The sequence below is a fragment of the Paenibacillus sp. OK060 genome, assembly GCF_900101205.1.
Taxonomy (GTDB): Bacteria; Bacillota; Bacilli; order Paenibacillales; family Paenibacillaceae; genus Paenibacillus; species Paenibacillus marchantiae.
Map to the genome: position 1 here is coordinate 31,458 of NZ_FNFR01000009.1, position 13,624 is coordinate 45,081.

Sequence of the window (13,624 nt, forward strand, 5' to 3'; positions counted from 1 at the left end):
TAAGCTTAACCCCCTATTTAATCTTCCGGTATATTTTTTCCGTCCGGTCTAACGGCTCGTAGGCATCGCTGAATTCCGTAAAATGTATCGATTCTTTAGATCCCAGAACAAGGATGCCGAAGTGGCTCAAACTTTCATGAAAAAGTCCGTGCACATGGTTTCGCAATTCATCATTGAAATAAATCATGACATTGCGGCAAAAAATCACATTAAACTCGTTAAATGACCGGTCTGTCGCCAAATTATGTTCGGCAAAAATAATATTTTTCCGTAAATAAGGATGAAATATAACGGAATTATATTTCGCAGTGTAATACTCCGAGAATGCGCGGGTGCCCCCGGCTTCCAGATAATTTGTAGTATATAATTTCATTTTCTCAATGCCATATACGCCTTCCTTGGCCTGCTGCAATGAGCGATCATTCATATCTGTTGCGTATATTCTTGCCTTGTCGTATAGTCCTTCCTCATGCAGCATAATCGCCATGGAATAGACTTCCTCTCCTGTAGAACAGCCAGCATGCCATATCCGGATGTATGGATAAGTCCTCAGTACAGGAATAATCTGTTCCCGGAAGAACCGAAACAAGGTTGGATCACGAAACATTTCTGTTACAGGGATGGACAGATTCTGTACAAAACGATCAAATGCAGAACGGTCATGAAGCACTTTTTCCTGTAAACCTGAAATGGTCTTTAGTCCTTCGGCATGTACATAATGCCAGATTCTACGTCTTAACGACGGTAACGCGTAGTTCCTGAAATCATATCCATATAAACGGTGCATACCTTCCAATAGCAACTCGATCTCGATCAGTTCACGCTCTTCATCTTGCGGCATGCGGATCGATTCTGCCTCCGCCTCGGTAGGTTCCCACGGTGTCATATCTTCTCTCCACTTCTTCATTTGTTACTTGCGTAATAGATGTATTGTCCTTCATTACCCAAACTATCGGGTTACGAATACAGCCATACCCGCATTAGGGATAACAATTGATCCGTTTGGATCGGTTTTTTTACATAATCGGACGCTCCAGCCTCGATACACTTGCCACGATCCTCTTTCATGGCTTTTGCGGTTAAGGCGATAATTGGCAATTTTTCGAACTTCGGTATCTGTCTGATCCGTGTCATGGCCTCATAACCGTCCATCTCCGGCATCATCATATCCATTAATACTAGATCAATCTCCGGGTTCTTATCCAGAATCTCCAGAGCTTCACGGCCGTTCTCCGCAAATGTCACATCCATGCGATAGCCTTCAAGCACGCTTGAAAGGGCAAATACATTACGGATGTCGTCATCCACTAGCAATATTTTCTTGCCTTCAAACAAGGTTTCCTTATTATGCAGCTTCTGCAGAATTCGACGCTTGTCTTCCGGCAGGTTAGCTTCTACCCGGTGCAAGAACAAGGTCGTCTCATCGAGCAGACGTTCAGGTGACTTCACGTCTTTGATAATAATGGACTCCGCATATTTGCGAAGCTTCATCTCTTCTTTGCTGTCCAGCTCTTTGCCTGTATAAATAATGATCGGAAGATCATTCAAGTACTGATCGTCCCGAATCTGGTCAAGCAGCTCGAATCCGGTCATATCTGTCAGCATCAAGTCCAGAACCATGCAATCATAGCGTTGACTATGCAATTCATTCAAGGCCTCACTGCCAGTGGAGACTGCTGTGATTGCAACATCATCGTGGCCAATCAGTTCAATGATGGCTTTCCGCTGTATTTCATCATCTTCCACAATCAATAGGCGTTTCAATTGATTCTCTGTATAGGATTCGATATGCGAGAAAGCTTTATCCAGCGAATCTTTACTGGAAGGTTTTTTCAGATAAGCAATGGCTCCCATCATCAAACCTTGTTTCATATCATCAATAACCGAAATGACATGTACCGGGATATGACGTGTCGCCGAGCTGCTTTTCAACTCACCCAGAATCGCCCAGCCATCCATCACAGGCAACTGGATATCGAGGATAATCGCATCCGGCAAATATTGACGGGCCATTTCGAGTCCTATGTCTCCCTGAAGCGCCACAATAGCCTTAAATCCTCTGCCTCTCGCCATATCCATCAAAATGTGCGCAAAATTCACATCGTCCTCAATAATGAGGAGAATCTTGTCACCTTCCAAGAGGTTTTCCTGATCATCCTCCAATTGTACAGGTACAGGGGAGTCGGATTGAGGCAGCTCCATAATTGAAATGCTTTCCGTATCAGGTGTCAGCACGGTCTGTCTGCCTGAACGCATCGTCTGTGAGTCTCTTCCGAAGTTTTCAATCTGAGAAGCAGCAGCGGCTTCTCTTGCCGCGTCGTCCACCTGAACCTCCTCTTCGTGATTATCCGGCAGGAACAAGGTAAAGCTACTGCCCACACCTTCGGAAGACTCTACCTGAATAGCACCGCCAAGCAGGCGGGCAAGTTCGCGACTTATGGACAATCCCAGGCCCGTGCCGCCATATTTGCGGCTGGTTGTACCGTCTACCTGCTGGAATGCTTCAAAGATCAGATCCGTCTTGTCCGATGGAATTCCAATCCCGGTATCCTTCACGGTGAAGCCTACGTATTCCTGGTTCGTATTCAGGTACCCAGGAAGCTCTTCCATTTTCATCTTCCGCCCAATCAGGCTTACAGATCCACGGTTCGTAAACTTGAACGCGTTCGACAACAGATTCCGTAAAATCTGTTTGACGCGGTGGCTGTCGGTATATACCCATTCCGGCAAATTGCTGTCGAACTCAATGTTCAGGTTGAGTTCTTTTTTGTTCGCCATTGGGCCAAAATTTTGTTGAACAAAGCTGGTCAGTTCTTCCATGCGCACCGTCTCATAATTGATATCCATTTTGCCCGCATCCACCTTGGACAGATCCAAAATTTCATCAATCATTTTCAGCAAATCCGCACCGGACATATAGATCGTCTGGGCATATTCCTGCTGTTTAACACTCAGGTTTCCATCCTTATTCTCGGATAACAATTGGGACAGGATCAGAAGACTGTTAAGTGGTGTGCGCAATTCATGCGACATATTTGCCAAAAATTCTGACTTGTACTTACTCGTCATCGACAATTGCATGGCTTGCTGTTCCAACTGAGTTTTGGTTTTCTCAATCTCGTCGTTCTTCTCTTCCACTTCACGTACCTGTTCTTCCAGTGCACGAGTCTTGGCAATCAGCTCAGTATTGAAGTGCTCCAATTCTTCCTGTTGACGCTGTAACAGCTCTTCAGAACGTTTGAGAGCTCCCGTCTGTTCTTCCAGATTCTCATTCGAACGGCGCAGCTCCTCTTGCTGTGTCTGTAGCTCTTCGGATTGCACCTGCAATTCCTCAGTGAGCGCCTGGGATTCACGCAGCAATTCCTCCACCCGCAAACGACGACGAACGTTGTTAAGAATAACGCCCAAATTCATAATCAGTTGTGAGAACAACTGTGTATGCAGATTCGTGAACCCTTCAAACGAAGCCAGTTCGACAACGCCAATCAGTTCATCCTCAAATACGACAGGATAGATCATCACACCAGAAGCACGCGATGATCCTGTTGCTGACCCGATGTTCACATAATCCTCTGGAGTTTTTTCCAGAATAATTGGTGTCATATCCAATGCGGCTTGACCAATTAACCCCTCGCCGATACGGTAAACCTCTTTGCCAACATCTTCATTTTCTTCAAACGCATAAGCCCCATAACGTCTCAGTTCGTCTGGATGTTTCTCTTCATCGATCAGGTATACGACACCTAGTTGAGCTCCAAGCACAGGTGTAAATTCGCTGATAAACATCTGCGAGATCTGACGAATCGACCCTATACCCCGCAACAATTCTGGAACTCTAGCAATGTTCGAACTCATCCAATTCTGATCTTGCTGTGCTTGTAAATAAGCTTTCTCGACTTCCAGTTTTTCTTCCAAATCATTGGATACATCCTTGAACACACTGGCAATCTGACCAATCTCGTCGGTAGACTTCACCTGTATGCGGCGAATGGTTCGATAACGCCCTTTGCCAAAACTGGTAATCATCATGGACACGGTATTCAGACCGCGTGTAATACTTGGCAGCACCCACATAATGACACCCAACGCGAGTAGTAATCCGGCAATCATGATGGCTACTGTAATCTGTACCGCGCGCATATAGGCTGCGTTCGCATCCTTAATCTCGGTATCTATCTCCTGGTCTTGATAACGGGATAGGGCATTCAGGCTGTCTACAGCTTCCTTTTGCACTGCCAAACCGATTGAGTTCCGGTAGTTATTGGCATCCTCTGCCCGATTCTGAGACATCAAACTGACCTGTCTTTCAGCATAAGCATTATAAGCTTCCCAGGCCGTATTCACACGATCCACCAGTTGATGCTCTGGTGCGCTGTCCGCCCGATCCCGCACTTCCTCAAGGTAGCCTTCGCCTTTTTTCTGCATCTCCTTCAAATCGCCGTCTGCAGCACTTATCGAATTGTTGGGATTCAGCAACAAGTTAGCCAGCACTTTGGCTATATCATTGACCTCTCCACGTGCAGCAGAAGTATATCTGACTTTGAGGTATCGCTCCTGATACATCTGATCGATCTGTTTATTGCTGCTGTTCAGCCGTTCGTAACTCACAAACGTAAGCACAATCATAATGGCCATCAGAGCTGTAAAGCCAATCAGCAGTTTATTTCTGATCTTCATTCAGCTTCGACCCCTTTATTTAAGGTAATCCATACCAAACATTTATCATCATCCCGCTCCTGCGGAATCTCATCATCGAAGAACAACGCCTGCATGGCCGCTTCATCCCACTGATGGGAACCCGCCAGTTTTTCCTTCAAAAATGCCTGCTGCATTTCCTGATCACCCTGGACGGCTTCAGTCAAACCATCCGTATAAAGGGCGATATGCCCCTCGCCTTCATAGTGAATGGTCTGTGGTTCAATATCCATCTTGTCGAACAGGCCTACAGGACAGCAGACGCTATCAAGCGTTGTCACACTTCCGTCCTGGCGGAAAAAGAGTGCTGGCGGGTGACCTGCGTTAACATAATCAATTCGCTTCATTCGCGTATCTACGACCAGATATATCGCTGTAAAATAGTACTGCACCAGCTGTTTTTCCAGATGCAACTGATTAAAGCGACGATTCAGTTCCTGAATAACCTTCTCCGGGTCTACATACGTTGTAACGGTGTCTTTCAGCACGGAAGCAATGAACATGGTAAATAGGGATGAAGATATCCCATGCCCCATCATATCCAGCAATAGGACTCCATATCTGCCTTCACCAAGCGGATACCACGAATACAGATCACCCGCAAGTTCAAACGAAGGTTTGTAAATTGCATTAACGTGGAACAATGGATCTTCAATCGCTGGGCTTAACACAGCATTCTGTACCATTGCCGCAAGTTTCAGTTCATCCTGAATCCGTTGATCACGCTCTTTATGCCAATCCTTCTCTTGTTTCAAACGAAGTGCAAGACGGATTCTAGCCATCAGTTCGACTTTGTTAATAGGTTTAGTCACATAATCGGATGCACCTGCATCCAGCGCCTCGGCCAATTTCTTGGAATCTCCGATCGCGGTTACCATAATAATGGGTATATCCTTGAGATTTTCAAATTTCTGCACAATACTGCATGCTTCGATTCCATCCATCTCTGGCATCATCATATCTAGCAAAATCAGGTCAATATCCGACGGTTTGGGACGAAGTTCATTGTTTTCCTCACCAATCCCAAGGACTTCAAACATCTCCATGGCAGAACTTGCCGTTACAATGTCACGATAGTTTTCTTTTTTCAGAATTTCTCGAATGATAATGACATTCGTCGGATTGTCGTCAACAATAAGTATTCTCATTTCTATCTCCTTATCTGTGGCGTCCGGGTTTGTCGATTCTTATCAGGTCATCTAACAACCTTAATTATACAAATTTCGCATACAACACAGCGGTAGACATAATAATTCCTAGTATAACTATAATCGTATTATCAAAAAACTTCTATCAGTAAATGGCACCATCGCAGGAGAATTCACCCGCTTGTTACCCTGTTTTTGCTGCGTCCTGATCCCGCTTCCAAACTTGCAAAAACATAGATAAGGAATGGGGATATCCCCATTCCTTATCTATGTTTTTGGTTAAGCATTCTGCGTCATCAACTTGAAAGCTCTTTTGAATGATGCAAAATACTTGATTCTGAAGCTTGTCCATTCTCAGAAGGCTCCAGCTTACGTGTTTGTATCGGCTAAGCTATTCTTTCTTTTTGGCAATCACAAGTACTTTGCCTTTATCGAGTTCACTCTCGTAAAAATCTGCCTCAGCTTCGGTGAAGCCCATCGAAACAATTTTGGCCCGGAGTTCATCACCGCGGGAGCGGAACAGATTCGCCAAGGAATCAAATACGCCTTCTTCCTTGATGCCAATCTCTTTGGCATCTGCCGTATCGGCAATCCGATCTGTACGATCCTTTTCATGGGCTAGAACGAAGATATGATCAGCAAGGTATCCGGTAATCTGCAATTCTTTCACCGCTTCTACCGCTTGGACTCCGTTTTCTACCACTTTTGCATAAGCTTGCGCATTGGTTGAATTCATCGTTTCCACTCTCCTCTGATTATTCTTCTTTATCGAGCTACTTAGTATATAACCATACGATATCGGGTTGAAACGTTTCTGGATTAACCAATCCTAGGAAACCGATTCATCAAAGAGGTCTATTCCTTCAATATGATTGGAGCCTGGCTTCATATATACTTTCAGCGCCTGACTTCCTCGAAGAAATACTTCTCCATCCTCTGCTACATAATACGGCTTGCCCAAAACATCTCGAATGGCCTCAATATTCATATCAATCCATTCCTGATTAAGCTTCAGACGTTTCTCGGAAGCATCAATATGCACATAATTGACCACTCCTGTATCTTCGCAGAGCCCCACCGTTACATCTTTGAATTGATACTCAGGGCAACCCAGGTATGGATCAAGTTCCTTATGAACCGGTTTGCCTTTATTGGCTAAAATATCATTTATGCTGTCATCCAGAGAAATGTCATTCAGAGTCCGAAAGTGCTGGACAGGTCCGGATCGATCAGCAGCCAGAATGATCTCTGGTGTCTCCTCTTCCACTACCGTCCATTGCATATCATGAGCAGCGGGTACCGCTGCCGGTTGAACGGAAAAGGGAGAAATTACGCTAAACATAACAAGCAGTAGTTTCATCATGATTCTCACCCTTTCATCAGGTTCATCACCGCTCTGAAGACTTCTATTAATTACAAAACGGTCATGCTATTTCCGCATACGTTGCCATACATTAGCGGCTACATCCACATATTTCAGCCAGCCTTTTCCGCCTTTGGCATCATCATGATATGTAGCTTCATAGGATTGCAGTGTCCGATCTGTCGGTGTAGCAGGCGGCGTCTGTACTACATTCGCTACTTCTGAACGTTTGTTCTGTTCAGTGCTGCTGCGTTTCGTCTGAAACTTGGCCATCAAAGTGGATGACACCTGCTTTGCTGCTTCCGTCACTTCGTTCAGCACTTCACCCAGATTCTGTACAGATTCCATAACAGGATCAATTTGTTTCATTTTGTGCTGCACATCAACTGTAATATCATTGGCATGCCTTACCGTCTGTTTAACTTCATAACTAAGCTCATCAATGGTCTTCTGAACTTCCTGCAGTGTCTGTGACACATTGTCGAGTGAACCCTGAGCGGACTTCAAGGTACGAATTAAAAAGAATACAAGTACTGCAAATGCAATTGCAATTAAAGCCACACTAATTTGATAGATCATAAAAGAACCTCACTTTCCAGTATAAATCGGTTTTGTTATTGCTTAGTTACCCGACCCATTCCGAGGCGAAACAAATAGGATATGAACTGTAAAAACAACTCCTCCTGGTAAAATATCGCAATGTTTCAACCCTAAAGGCCTCGGTTAAAGAACAACTACACACGGCAGTGAGACGAACACTTCTCGCTACCAAGTTCTATAAACGAAAGGATGATACACATGTTGAAATGGTCGGTACTATTTCTAATTATTGCTCTTGTTGCAGGTATTTTCGGATTCTTCGGTATTGTTGAAGCAGCTGCTTCGATTGCCAAAGTACTCTTCTTCATCTTTGTTGTTCTGTTCGTCATCTCCCTGATTACGGGACGCAGTCGAATGCGATGAATAGGGCTTCCCAATTATGAACAGCACTCGATACATACAAAAGCCTATCGCGCTTGCAAAAGCCGGTAGGCTTTTGTGCGTTCATAATATCTTTTTTTGCAACAATTCTTCCCCAAGCACATTACGACTTCTCTCTATTATGTATTACGCTCCCTTCTGGTCTATTCATCGCTTCTCCCCGATTACATCATAAAAACAGGACCATTATGACATAGCCAACCCGGTTTTCTCCCACCGAAGTATGATATTTACAGGCTCTCCTTATACCCACATATGCTCCAGTTGACACTGGAGAATCCAAGAAAATATTGTTATAATTTGTGATTCACAAGTGAGCTTGCTTGGTTACTTTTAACACAGGACAACAAACTACATACCTAACCGAGGAGGAAAAACAAATGAAAAAAATCGTAAGTTTTGCCGCTGCTCTGACTTTGATGGGATCCATGGCTGCTGCCGCAGGTGCTGAGGAAGCGGTTACCGGAACGGTAGCTCCAGAAACAGGAACTCCTACAACCACAACAACGCCAGCTGTTGAAGTGAACAAACCTGCTGTAGACACTGTAGAAGGCACAGCTGAGACCGTAACTGGCACAACAGTAGACACAACGGGTACAGAAGGTACTTCAACGACTACTGAAACAACAACTTCAACAAAGGATGACAAAATCTTTGATGAGCCTGTTGTGAAAGCAGGAGATGAGGTTCTGGTCCCTACAATGCTGCTCAACCTGTTGGAGCGCACATGGTTCTATGATGCACCTAATGGCAAACCAATCGGTGCACTGGGTTCCCAAGTCATCGATACGACAGGTGAAGTTGTAGATGGATTCGATGGTGGTCAATGGGTACAAGTGTATACATGGAAAGGTAAAGCTTGGATCCATGTTGCTATTCAATAGTATCGTATAATCGTTCTAACGATAAGTAAAGAGGACAGCACGCAGGCAGCGGCTGTCCTCTTTTCATTTGAAAATGCGCTTATTTCCGGTTTGTCCCTACCCATTTCAAGGACTTTCCGTCGTTCCTTCTTCCATCTTCGGCTCCACATGCACATGTACATGCATAATGTTATGTGAACGTTTCAAGCGCTCTTCGACCCGGTCACAGATCTGATGACCTTCGATCAGGCTCAGTCCTCCATCCACCTCAATAACCACATCCACCAGTACATGACTGCCGTGCACACGCGCCTTCACGTCCTTGATCATTTCTACACCAGGAACCCGCGCCACAGAGGATCTTAGGTCTGTCAGTTCTTTCTGATCAAATCCGTCTGTCAGACGATGTGTTGAATCACGGAAAATCTCCCAAGCTGTTTTACAAATCAACAGACCTACAGCAATTGCAGCTACTTTGTCCAACCAAGGAAGGCCAAATTGTGCACCGATGATCCCGATCGCAGCCCCTATGCTGACCCAGGCATCCGAACGATTATCTTTGGCCGCAGCCATCAGGGCCTGACTGTTAATTTGTTTGGCAAGACGATGATTGTAACGATATACGCCCAGCATTACCAGCGCACAGACAACGGCAACTGCTGCTGACCACAGATTTGGTGCTACAAAGTTTCCTTCATACCAGGAACGAACTGCTTCAACCAATACCTGCAGGCCAACCATGGCCATAATAAATGAAGCAATTAGGGCAGCGACTGTTTCCGCTCTAAAGTGACCATAGGCATGATCGGAATCAGGTGGCTTCTGGGATATGCGAAGTCCGATCAATACAGCAACCGACGCAACAATATCTGTAAGGTTATTAAAACCATCCGCCAGCAAAGCGCTGGAAGCAAACAAATATCCGCAGATCAATTTAAAAGCAGACAAGACCAGATAGGCCACAATACTGACCCAAGCCCCGCGCTCTCCTTTGCGTATTTCTTCGTAGGCGTTCAAACCGGGCGACACTCCTTTAACGTTTCGTATTACGGTTGTTCCATGTTACCAAATGCGTACCGTGTGGGTCTATAGAAACAGTGTTGCCAAGCTGCATTGCTGTAGGGAAGCCGAAACAAAGTTGCCAGACCGCAGGGCTGTAGGTGAAGAGAAAAAATGTTGGCTCAGTCAAAAAAGTGAAGGTTTTCAGCATTTTATCAGGTTGCCCTTGTGGGGCTTTTGTAAAACGTATAAAATGAGTACATCCCGTCCAATTTGGACGGCTTACTGTAAGACCGGGAGGGAAATAACGATGAGCGATAATAACGAACCGAAAAAGGTCAGTTTGCAGGATGCCATACGCCAGAAACTGGCACAGAAGAAAGAACAGGCAAACACGGGTAACCAATCCAGTGCCTATTTTGAAGGCGGCCCTAAAGCAATGAAGAGCCAAAACAACAAAAAGCCTAACAATCAGCGCCGCCGTACTGGCGGATCCTAGACCGCAAGAAGCTCTTGTATGAGATGTTTCTATGGTTACAGGATCACCCTGTATGACCAAAAAAGAACCGCAAGCCTCCTCTGGAGAGCTTCCGGTTCTTTTTATCTTTTATAAGAACGTATAGTTAACTACGTTAACCATACTCAATGTAGACAGAATAGCTTATCTTAAGCTTCTACCGGATACATTTTGTTACGCAATTCTTTAATTTCGTCACTTTCCAGGTACTCATCATAGCTCATTTGGCGATCAATAACGCCGTTTGGCGTGATTTCAATAATCCGGTTAGCGATGGTTTGAATGAACTGATGGTCATGGGATGTAAACAGCATGGTGCCGTCAAAATCAATCATACCGTTGTTCAGTGCGGTAATGGACTCCAGATCCAAGTGGTTCGTTGGCTCATCTAGAATCAGAGCGTTAGCGCCTGTTTGCATCATTTTCGCCAACATACAACGAACTTTCTCTCCCCCGGAGAGTACACTTGCTTTTTTCAGGGATTCCTCGCCTGAGAACAACATACGACCCAAGAATCCACGCAGGTACGTTTCATCCTGATCTTTGGAATATTGACGAAGCCAGTCCACGAGACTCATATCTACTCCGTCAAAATATTTGGAGTTGTCTTTCGGGAAATAAGCCTGGGTTGTAGTGATACCCCAAGTGTATTCGCCACTATCCGCTTCTGTTTCACCCATAAGGATATCAAACAACAATGATTTGGCATTACCGTTCGGGCCAACAAAGGCAATCTTATCCCCTTTATTCACCACAAAGCTGAGATCATTCAGCATGTTCACACCATCAATTGTTTTGTTGATACGGTCAACGGTCAACAATTGTTTACCGGCTTCACGCTCAGGCTTGAAGTTGATAAACGGATACTTACGGTTTGATGGACGAAGGTCATCCAGCGTGATTTTGTCGAGTTGTTTCTTCCGGGAGGTCGCTTGCTTCGATTTGGAAGCATTCGCCGAGAAGCGTTGAATAAAGGCTTGCAAGTCTTTAATCTTCTCTTCTTTTTTCTTATTAGCATCACGTTGCAAAGCAAGTGCCAATTGGCTGGATTCATACCAGAAATCGTAGTTACCTACGTACAGCTGGATTTTACCGAAATCGATATCTGCAATGTGTGTACATACTTTGTTCAGGAAGTGACGGTCATGGGATACTACAATAACGGTACCTTCATAGTCCATGAGGAAGTTTTCCAGCCATTGAATGGATTCGAGATCCAAGTGGTTGGTAGGCTCATCGAGCAACAGGTTGTTTGGACGACCAAACAAGGCTTGTGCAAGTAGGACACGAACTTTTTCGTTACCGCTCAGTTCAACCATTTTCTTCTCATGCATATCACGATCGATACCCAGACCGATCAAGAGTGCCGCTGCATCCGGCTCAGCATCCCAACCGTTCAGCTCAGCAAACTCGCCTTCAAGCTCTCCGGCACGCAGGCCGTCTTCTTCAGTGAAGTCCGCTTTGGCATACAGCGTATCTTTCTCTTTCATAATGGCATAGAGGCGACTGTGGCCCATAATTACCGTTTCGAGCACTTGATATTCATCATATTCGAAGTGGTTTTGCTTCAATACGGCCATGCGTTCGCCCGGGGTGATGTGCACCTCTCCCGAGTTCGATTCGATTTCACCGGACAAAATTTTCAAAAATGTTGATTTGCCGGCTCCATTGGCGCCGATCAGGCCGTAACAGTTGCCTGGTGTGAATTTGATATTCACATCTTCAAAGAGTGCACGTTTTCCGTAGCGAAGCGTGATGCCGCTTGTACTGATCATTAAGCATTACCATCCTTTATTTATTAATCTGCATACTGCATGAATAGCAACTTGCATTAATCTTGGATTCAATATCCCGATGCCTATTCTGGCACCATATTATAACACAAAAAAGCGGCAAATTCGAAAATTGGCCGCTTTTTACTCGTTAAAGATTTGGTAATCGTTTATTCATGCGGATATACCCTTACATTAGCATATTTGGATCACTTTTGTTAGTCCTGTTTGCTTTCTTCGTGTCGAATACGCAATGTTTCCCCATGTCCGAGCACCCGAATGCGCTCTGCGTTGATTCCAAGTCGTTCTCGTTCAACTTCCATTCGATCCAGCGCTTCCTTAGGTGTGTCATCCGCTAACTTAAATGTTCCATAATGCATGGGAACCATAAGCTGGGAACCCGTTTCTACAAATCCCTGCAACGCTTCTTCCGGCGTCACATGCTGGGATGTCATGAACCATTCCGGGTCGTACGCACCGATTGGCATCAGGGTAACACCGATGTCGAAGCGTTCTCCAATCGTTTTGAATCCCTGAAAGTATCCTGTATCCCCTACAAAATAAATGATTGGCGGACCGCCAGAAGATTGATCAGCCGATGCCTCTATTGACTCATCCGTTCCTGCTGCTCGGGAAATTTCATGACCATGTCCTTCGCTCGTCGCGGCACTCTCCTCCGACGGAATGACTGCCGGGTGATTTTGTTCCAATACATAACCGCCCCAATGGGACGTGTTGGTATCAAATAGGGTTCGGCGTGTCCAGTGCTGCGCGGGTACAAAGGTTATTTTGACCCCGCCAAGCGTAATATGTTCCCACCACTTCATCTCATGACACCGATGGAAACCTTTGCGCACCATTTTGCGCTTGAGACCATCGGGAACGATGAGCAGTGTCTTGGCTGTGACCAACTTCCGCAGCGATGCGAGATGCAAATGATCATAGTGAGAATGCGAGATCAAAATGACATCCAGAGGCGGAATATCCTGAATCGGAATGCCAGGGGCACCGAGTCTGCGCTGAAACCCCATTTTTTCGGCCCAGACCGGGTCTGTCACGATGTTTAGTCCATGATATTGAATGAAAAACGTGGAATGACCAATCCAGGTAATCGTGGTTTCAGCCCGGTTGGCGTGCAGATAATCCAGTTCAGGTGGGTGCTTGGGCACGGTGTAGGAATAATCCTTAACTTTGCTGCGCCGTTGCTCCCTCCATTGCTTGAATTCCTTCAGCGTTTTGTCCGTACTTACATTATCAATGTTGTTATAACGGATTTTCGGCATGAA

At 45.3% G+C, this 13,624-nt stretch carries 13 protein-coding genes; 3 read left to right on the plus strand and 10 right to left on the minus strand.

Going from position 1 to position 13,624, the window contains the following annotated elements; all coding sequences use genetic code 11:
- Positions 1-13: 13 nt before the first annotated feature.
- The 7 genes from BLS14_RS26940 to BLS14_RS26965 all read right to left on the minus strand — a co-directional run bounded on the left by BLS14_RS26940 (position 14) and on the right by BLS14_RS26965 (position 7,785).
- Positions 14-886, minus strand: a complete 873-nt coding sequence (locus BLS14_RS26940) for a CheR family methyltransferase (protein ID WP_063566598.1) — start codon at positions 884-886, stop codon at positions 14-16.
- Between the two features lie 71 nt (positions 887-957).
- The gene (locus tag BLS14_RS26945; RefSeq protein ID WP_090954761.1) at positions 958-4,677 is read right to left on the minus strand and encodes a response regulator; all 3,720 of its coding nucleotides are present in this window, start codon (positions 4,675-4,677) and stop codon (positions 958-960) included.
- The gene (locus BLS14_RS26950; protein WP_063566596.1) at positions 4,674-5,843 is read right to left on the minus strand and encodes a PP2C family protein-serine/threonine phosphatase; all 1,170 of its coding nucleotides are present in this window, start codon (positions 5,841-5,843) and stop codon (positions 4,674-4,676) included. The genes BLS14_RS26945 and BLS14_RS26950 overlap by 4 nt, the downstream gene beginning before the upstream one ends.
- 184 nt (positions 5,844-6,027) lie before the next feature.
- Positions 6,028-6,195 carry a hypothetical protein gene (locus BLS14_RS32770; RefSeq protein ID WP_176854780.1) on the minus strand — a complete coding sequence of 56 codons (168 nt, stop codon included), beginning with the start codon at positions 6,193-6,195 and terminating at the stop codon, positions 6,028-6,030.
- 39 nt (positions 6,196-6,234) lie between these two features.
- Positions 6,235-6,579, minus strand: coding sequence for a YflT domain-containing protein (locus BLS14_RS26955; RefSeq protein ID WP_064640589.1), 345 nt, complete (start codon positions 6,577-6,579; stop codon positions 6,235-6,237).
- 93 nt (positions 6,580-6,672) lie between these two features.
- On the minus strand, positions 6,673-7,185 hold the full coding sequence (locus BLS14_RS26960; RefSeq protein WP_176854782.1) for a hypothetical protein: 513 nt from the start codon (positions 7,183-7,185) through the stop codon (positions 6,673-6,675).
- Positions 7,186-7,272: 87 nt separating this feature from the next.
- On the minus strand, positions 7,273-7,785 hold the full coding sequence (locus BLS14_RS26965; RefSeq protein ID WP_063566593.1) for a DUF948 domain-containing protein: 513 nt from the start codon (positions 7,783-7,785) through the stop codon (positions 7,273-7,275).
- A gap of 219 nt (positions 7,786-8,004) precedes the next feature.
- Between BLS14_RS26965 and BLS14_RS26970 the strand changes: the two genes are divergently transcribed.
- Both BLS14_RS26970 and BLS14_RS26975 read left to right on the plus strand, forming a co-directional pair.
- Positions 8,005-8,169, plus strand: coding sequence for a DUF1328 domain-containing protein (locus BLS14_RS26970; RefSeq protein ID WP_017692264.1), 165 nt, complete (start codon positions 8,005-8,007; stop codon positions 8,167-8,169).
- 398 nt (positions 8,170-8,567) lie between these two features.
- Positions 8,568-9,071: a hypothetical protein gene (locus BLS14_RS26975; RefSeq protein ID WP_090954767.1), complete on the plus strand. Its 504-nt coding sequence runs from the start codon at positions 8,568-8,570 to the stop codon at positions 9,069-9,071.
- A gap of 105 nt (positions 9,072-9,176) precedes the next feature.
- Here BLS14_RS26975 and BLS14_RS26980 read toward each other — a convergent pair whose 3' ends face one another.
- Entirely contained in the window at positions 9,177-10,067 is an 891-nt protein-coding gene (locus BLS14_RS26980; RefSeq protein ID WP_063566592.1) for a cation diffusion facilitator family transporter, read from the minus strand.
- 292 nt (positions 10,068-10,359) lie between these two features.
- Between BLS14_RS26980 and BLS14_RS26985 the strand changes: the two genes are divergently transcribed.
- Positions 10,360-10,548 (plus strand): hypothetical protein, encoded by a 189-nt coding sequence (locus BLS14_RS26985; protein ID WP_063566591.1) that lies wholly within the window; start codon positions 10,360-10,362, stop codon positions 10,546-10,548.
- Between the two features lie 167 nt (positions 10,549-10,715).
- Here the strand turns inward: BLS14_RS26985 and BLS14_RS26990 are convergent, their stop codons facing one another.
- The gene (locus BLS14_RS26990; protein WP_063566590.1) at positions 10,716-12,341 is read right to left on the minus strand and encodes an ABC-F family ATP-binding cassette domain-containing protein; all 1,626 of its coding nucleotides are present in this window, start codon (positions 12,339-12,341) and stop codon (positions 10,716-10,718) included.
- 215 nt (positions 12,342-12,556) lie between these two features.
- Positions 12,557-13,621: an MBL fold metallo-hydrolase gene (locus tag BLS14_RS26995; protein WP_064640592.1), complete on the minus strand. Its 1,065-nt coding sequence runs from the start codon at positions 13,619-13,621 to the stop codon at positions 12,557-12,559.
- Positions 13,622-13,624 lie beyond the last annotated feature (3 nt).

Bases quoted from the DNA above. Each gene is read 5' to 3' on its own strand.
- BLS14_RS26940 (WP_063566598.1), bottom strand. From the start codon at position 886: ATGACACCGTGGGAACCTACCGAGGCGGAGGCAGAATCGATCCGCATG.
- BLS14_RS26975 (WP_090954767.1), top strand. From the start codon at position 8,568: ATGAAAAAAATCGTAAGTTTTGCCGCTGCTCTGACTTTGATGGGATCC.
- BLS14_RS26955 (WP_064640589.1), bottom strand. From the start codon at position 6,579: ATGAATTCAACCAATGCGCAAGCTTATGCAAAAGTGGTAGAAAACGGA.
- BLS14_RS26985 (WP_063566591.1), top strand. From the start codon at position 10,360: ATGAGCGATAATAACGAACCGAAAAAGGTCAGTTTGCAGGATGCCATA.
- BLS14_RS26960 (WP_176854782.1), bottom strand. From the start codon at position 7,185: ATGTTTAGCGTAATTTCTCCCTTTTCCGTTCAACCGGCAGCGGTACCC.
- BLS14_RS26995 (WP_064640592.1), bottom strand. From the start codon at position 13,621: ATGCCGAAAATCCGTTATAACAACATTGATAATGTAAGTACGGACAAA.
- BLS14_RS26950 (WP_063566596.1), bottom strand. From the start codon at position 5,843: ATGAGAATACTTATTGTTGACGACAATCCGACGAATGTCATTATCATT.
- BLS14_RS26945 (WP_090954761.1), bottom strand. From the start codon at position 4,677: ATGAAGATCAGAAATAAACTGCTGATTGGCTTTACAGCTCTGATGGCC.
- BLS14_RS26970 (WP_017692264.1), top strand. From the start codon at position 8,005: ATGTTGAAATGGTCGGTACTATTTCTAATTATTGCTCTTGTTGCAGGT.
- BLS14_RS26990 (WP_063566590.1), bottom strand. From the start codon at position 12,341: ATGATCAGTACAAGCGGCATCACGCTTCGCTACGGAAAACGTGCACTC.
- BLS14_RS26965 (WP_063566593.1), bottom strand. From the start codon at position 7,785: ATGATCTATCAAATTAGTGTGGCTTTAATTGCAATTGCATTTGCAGTA.
- BLS14_RS32770 (WP_176854780.1), bottom strand. From the start codon at position 6,195: ATGGACAAGCTTCAGAATCAAGTATTTTGCATCATTCAAAAGAGCTTT.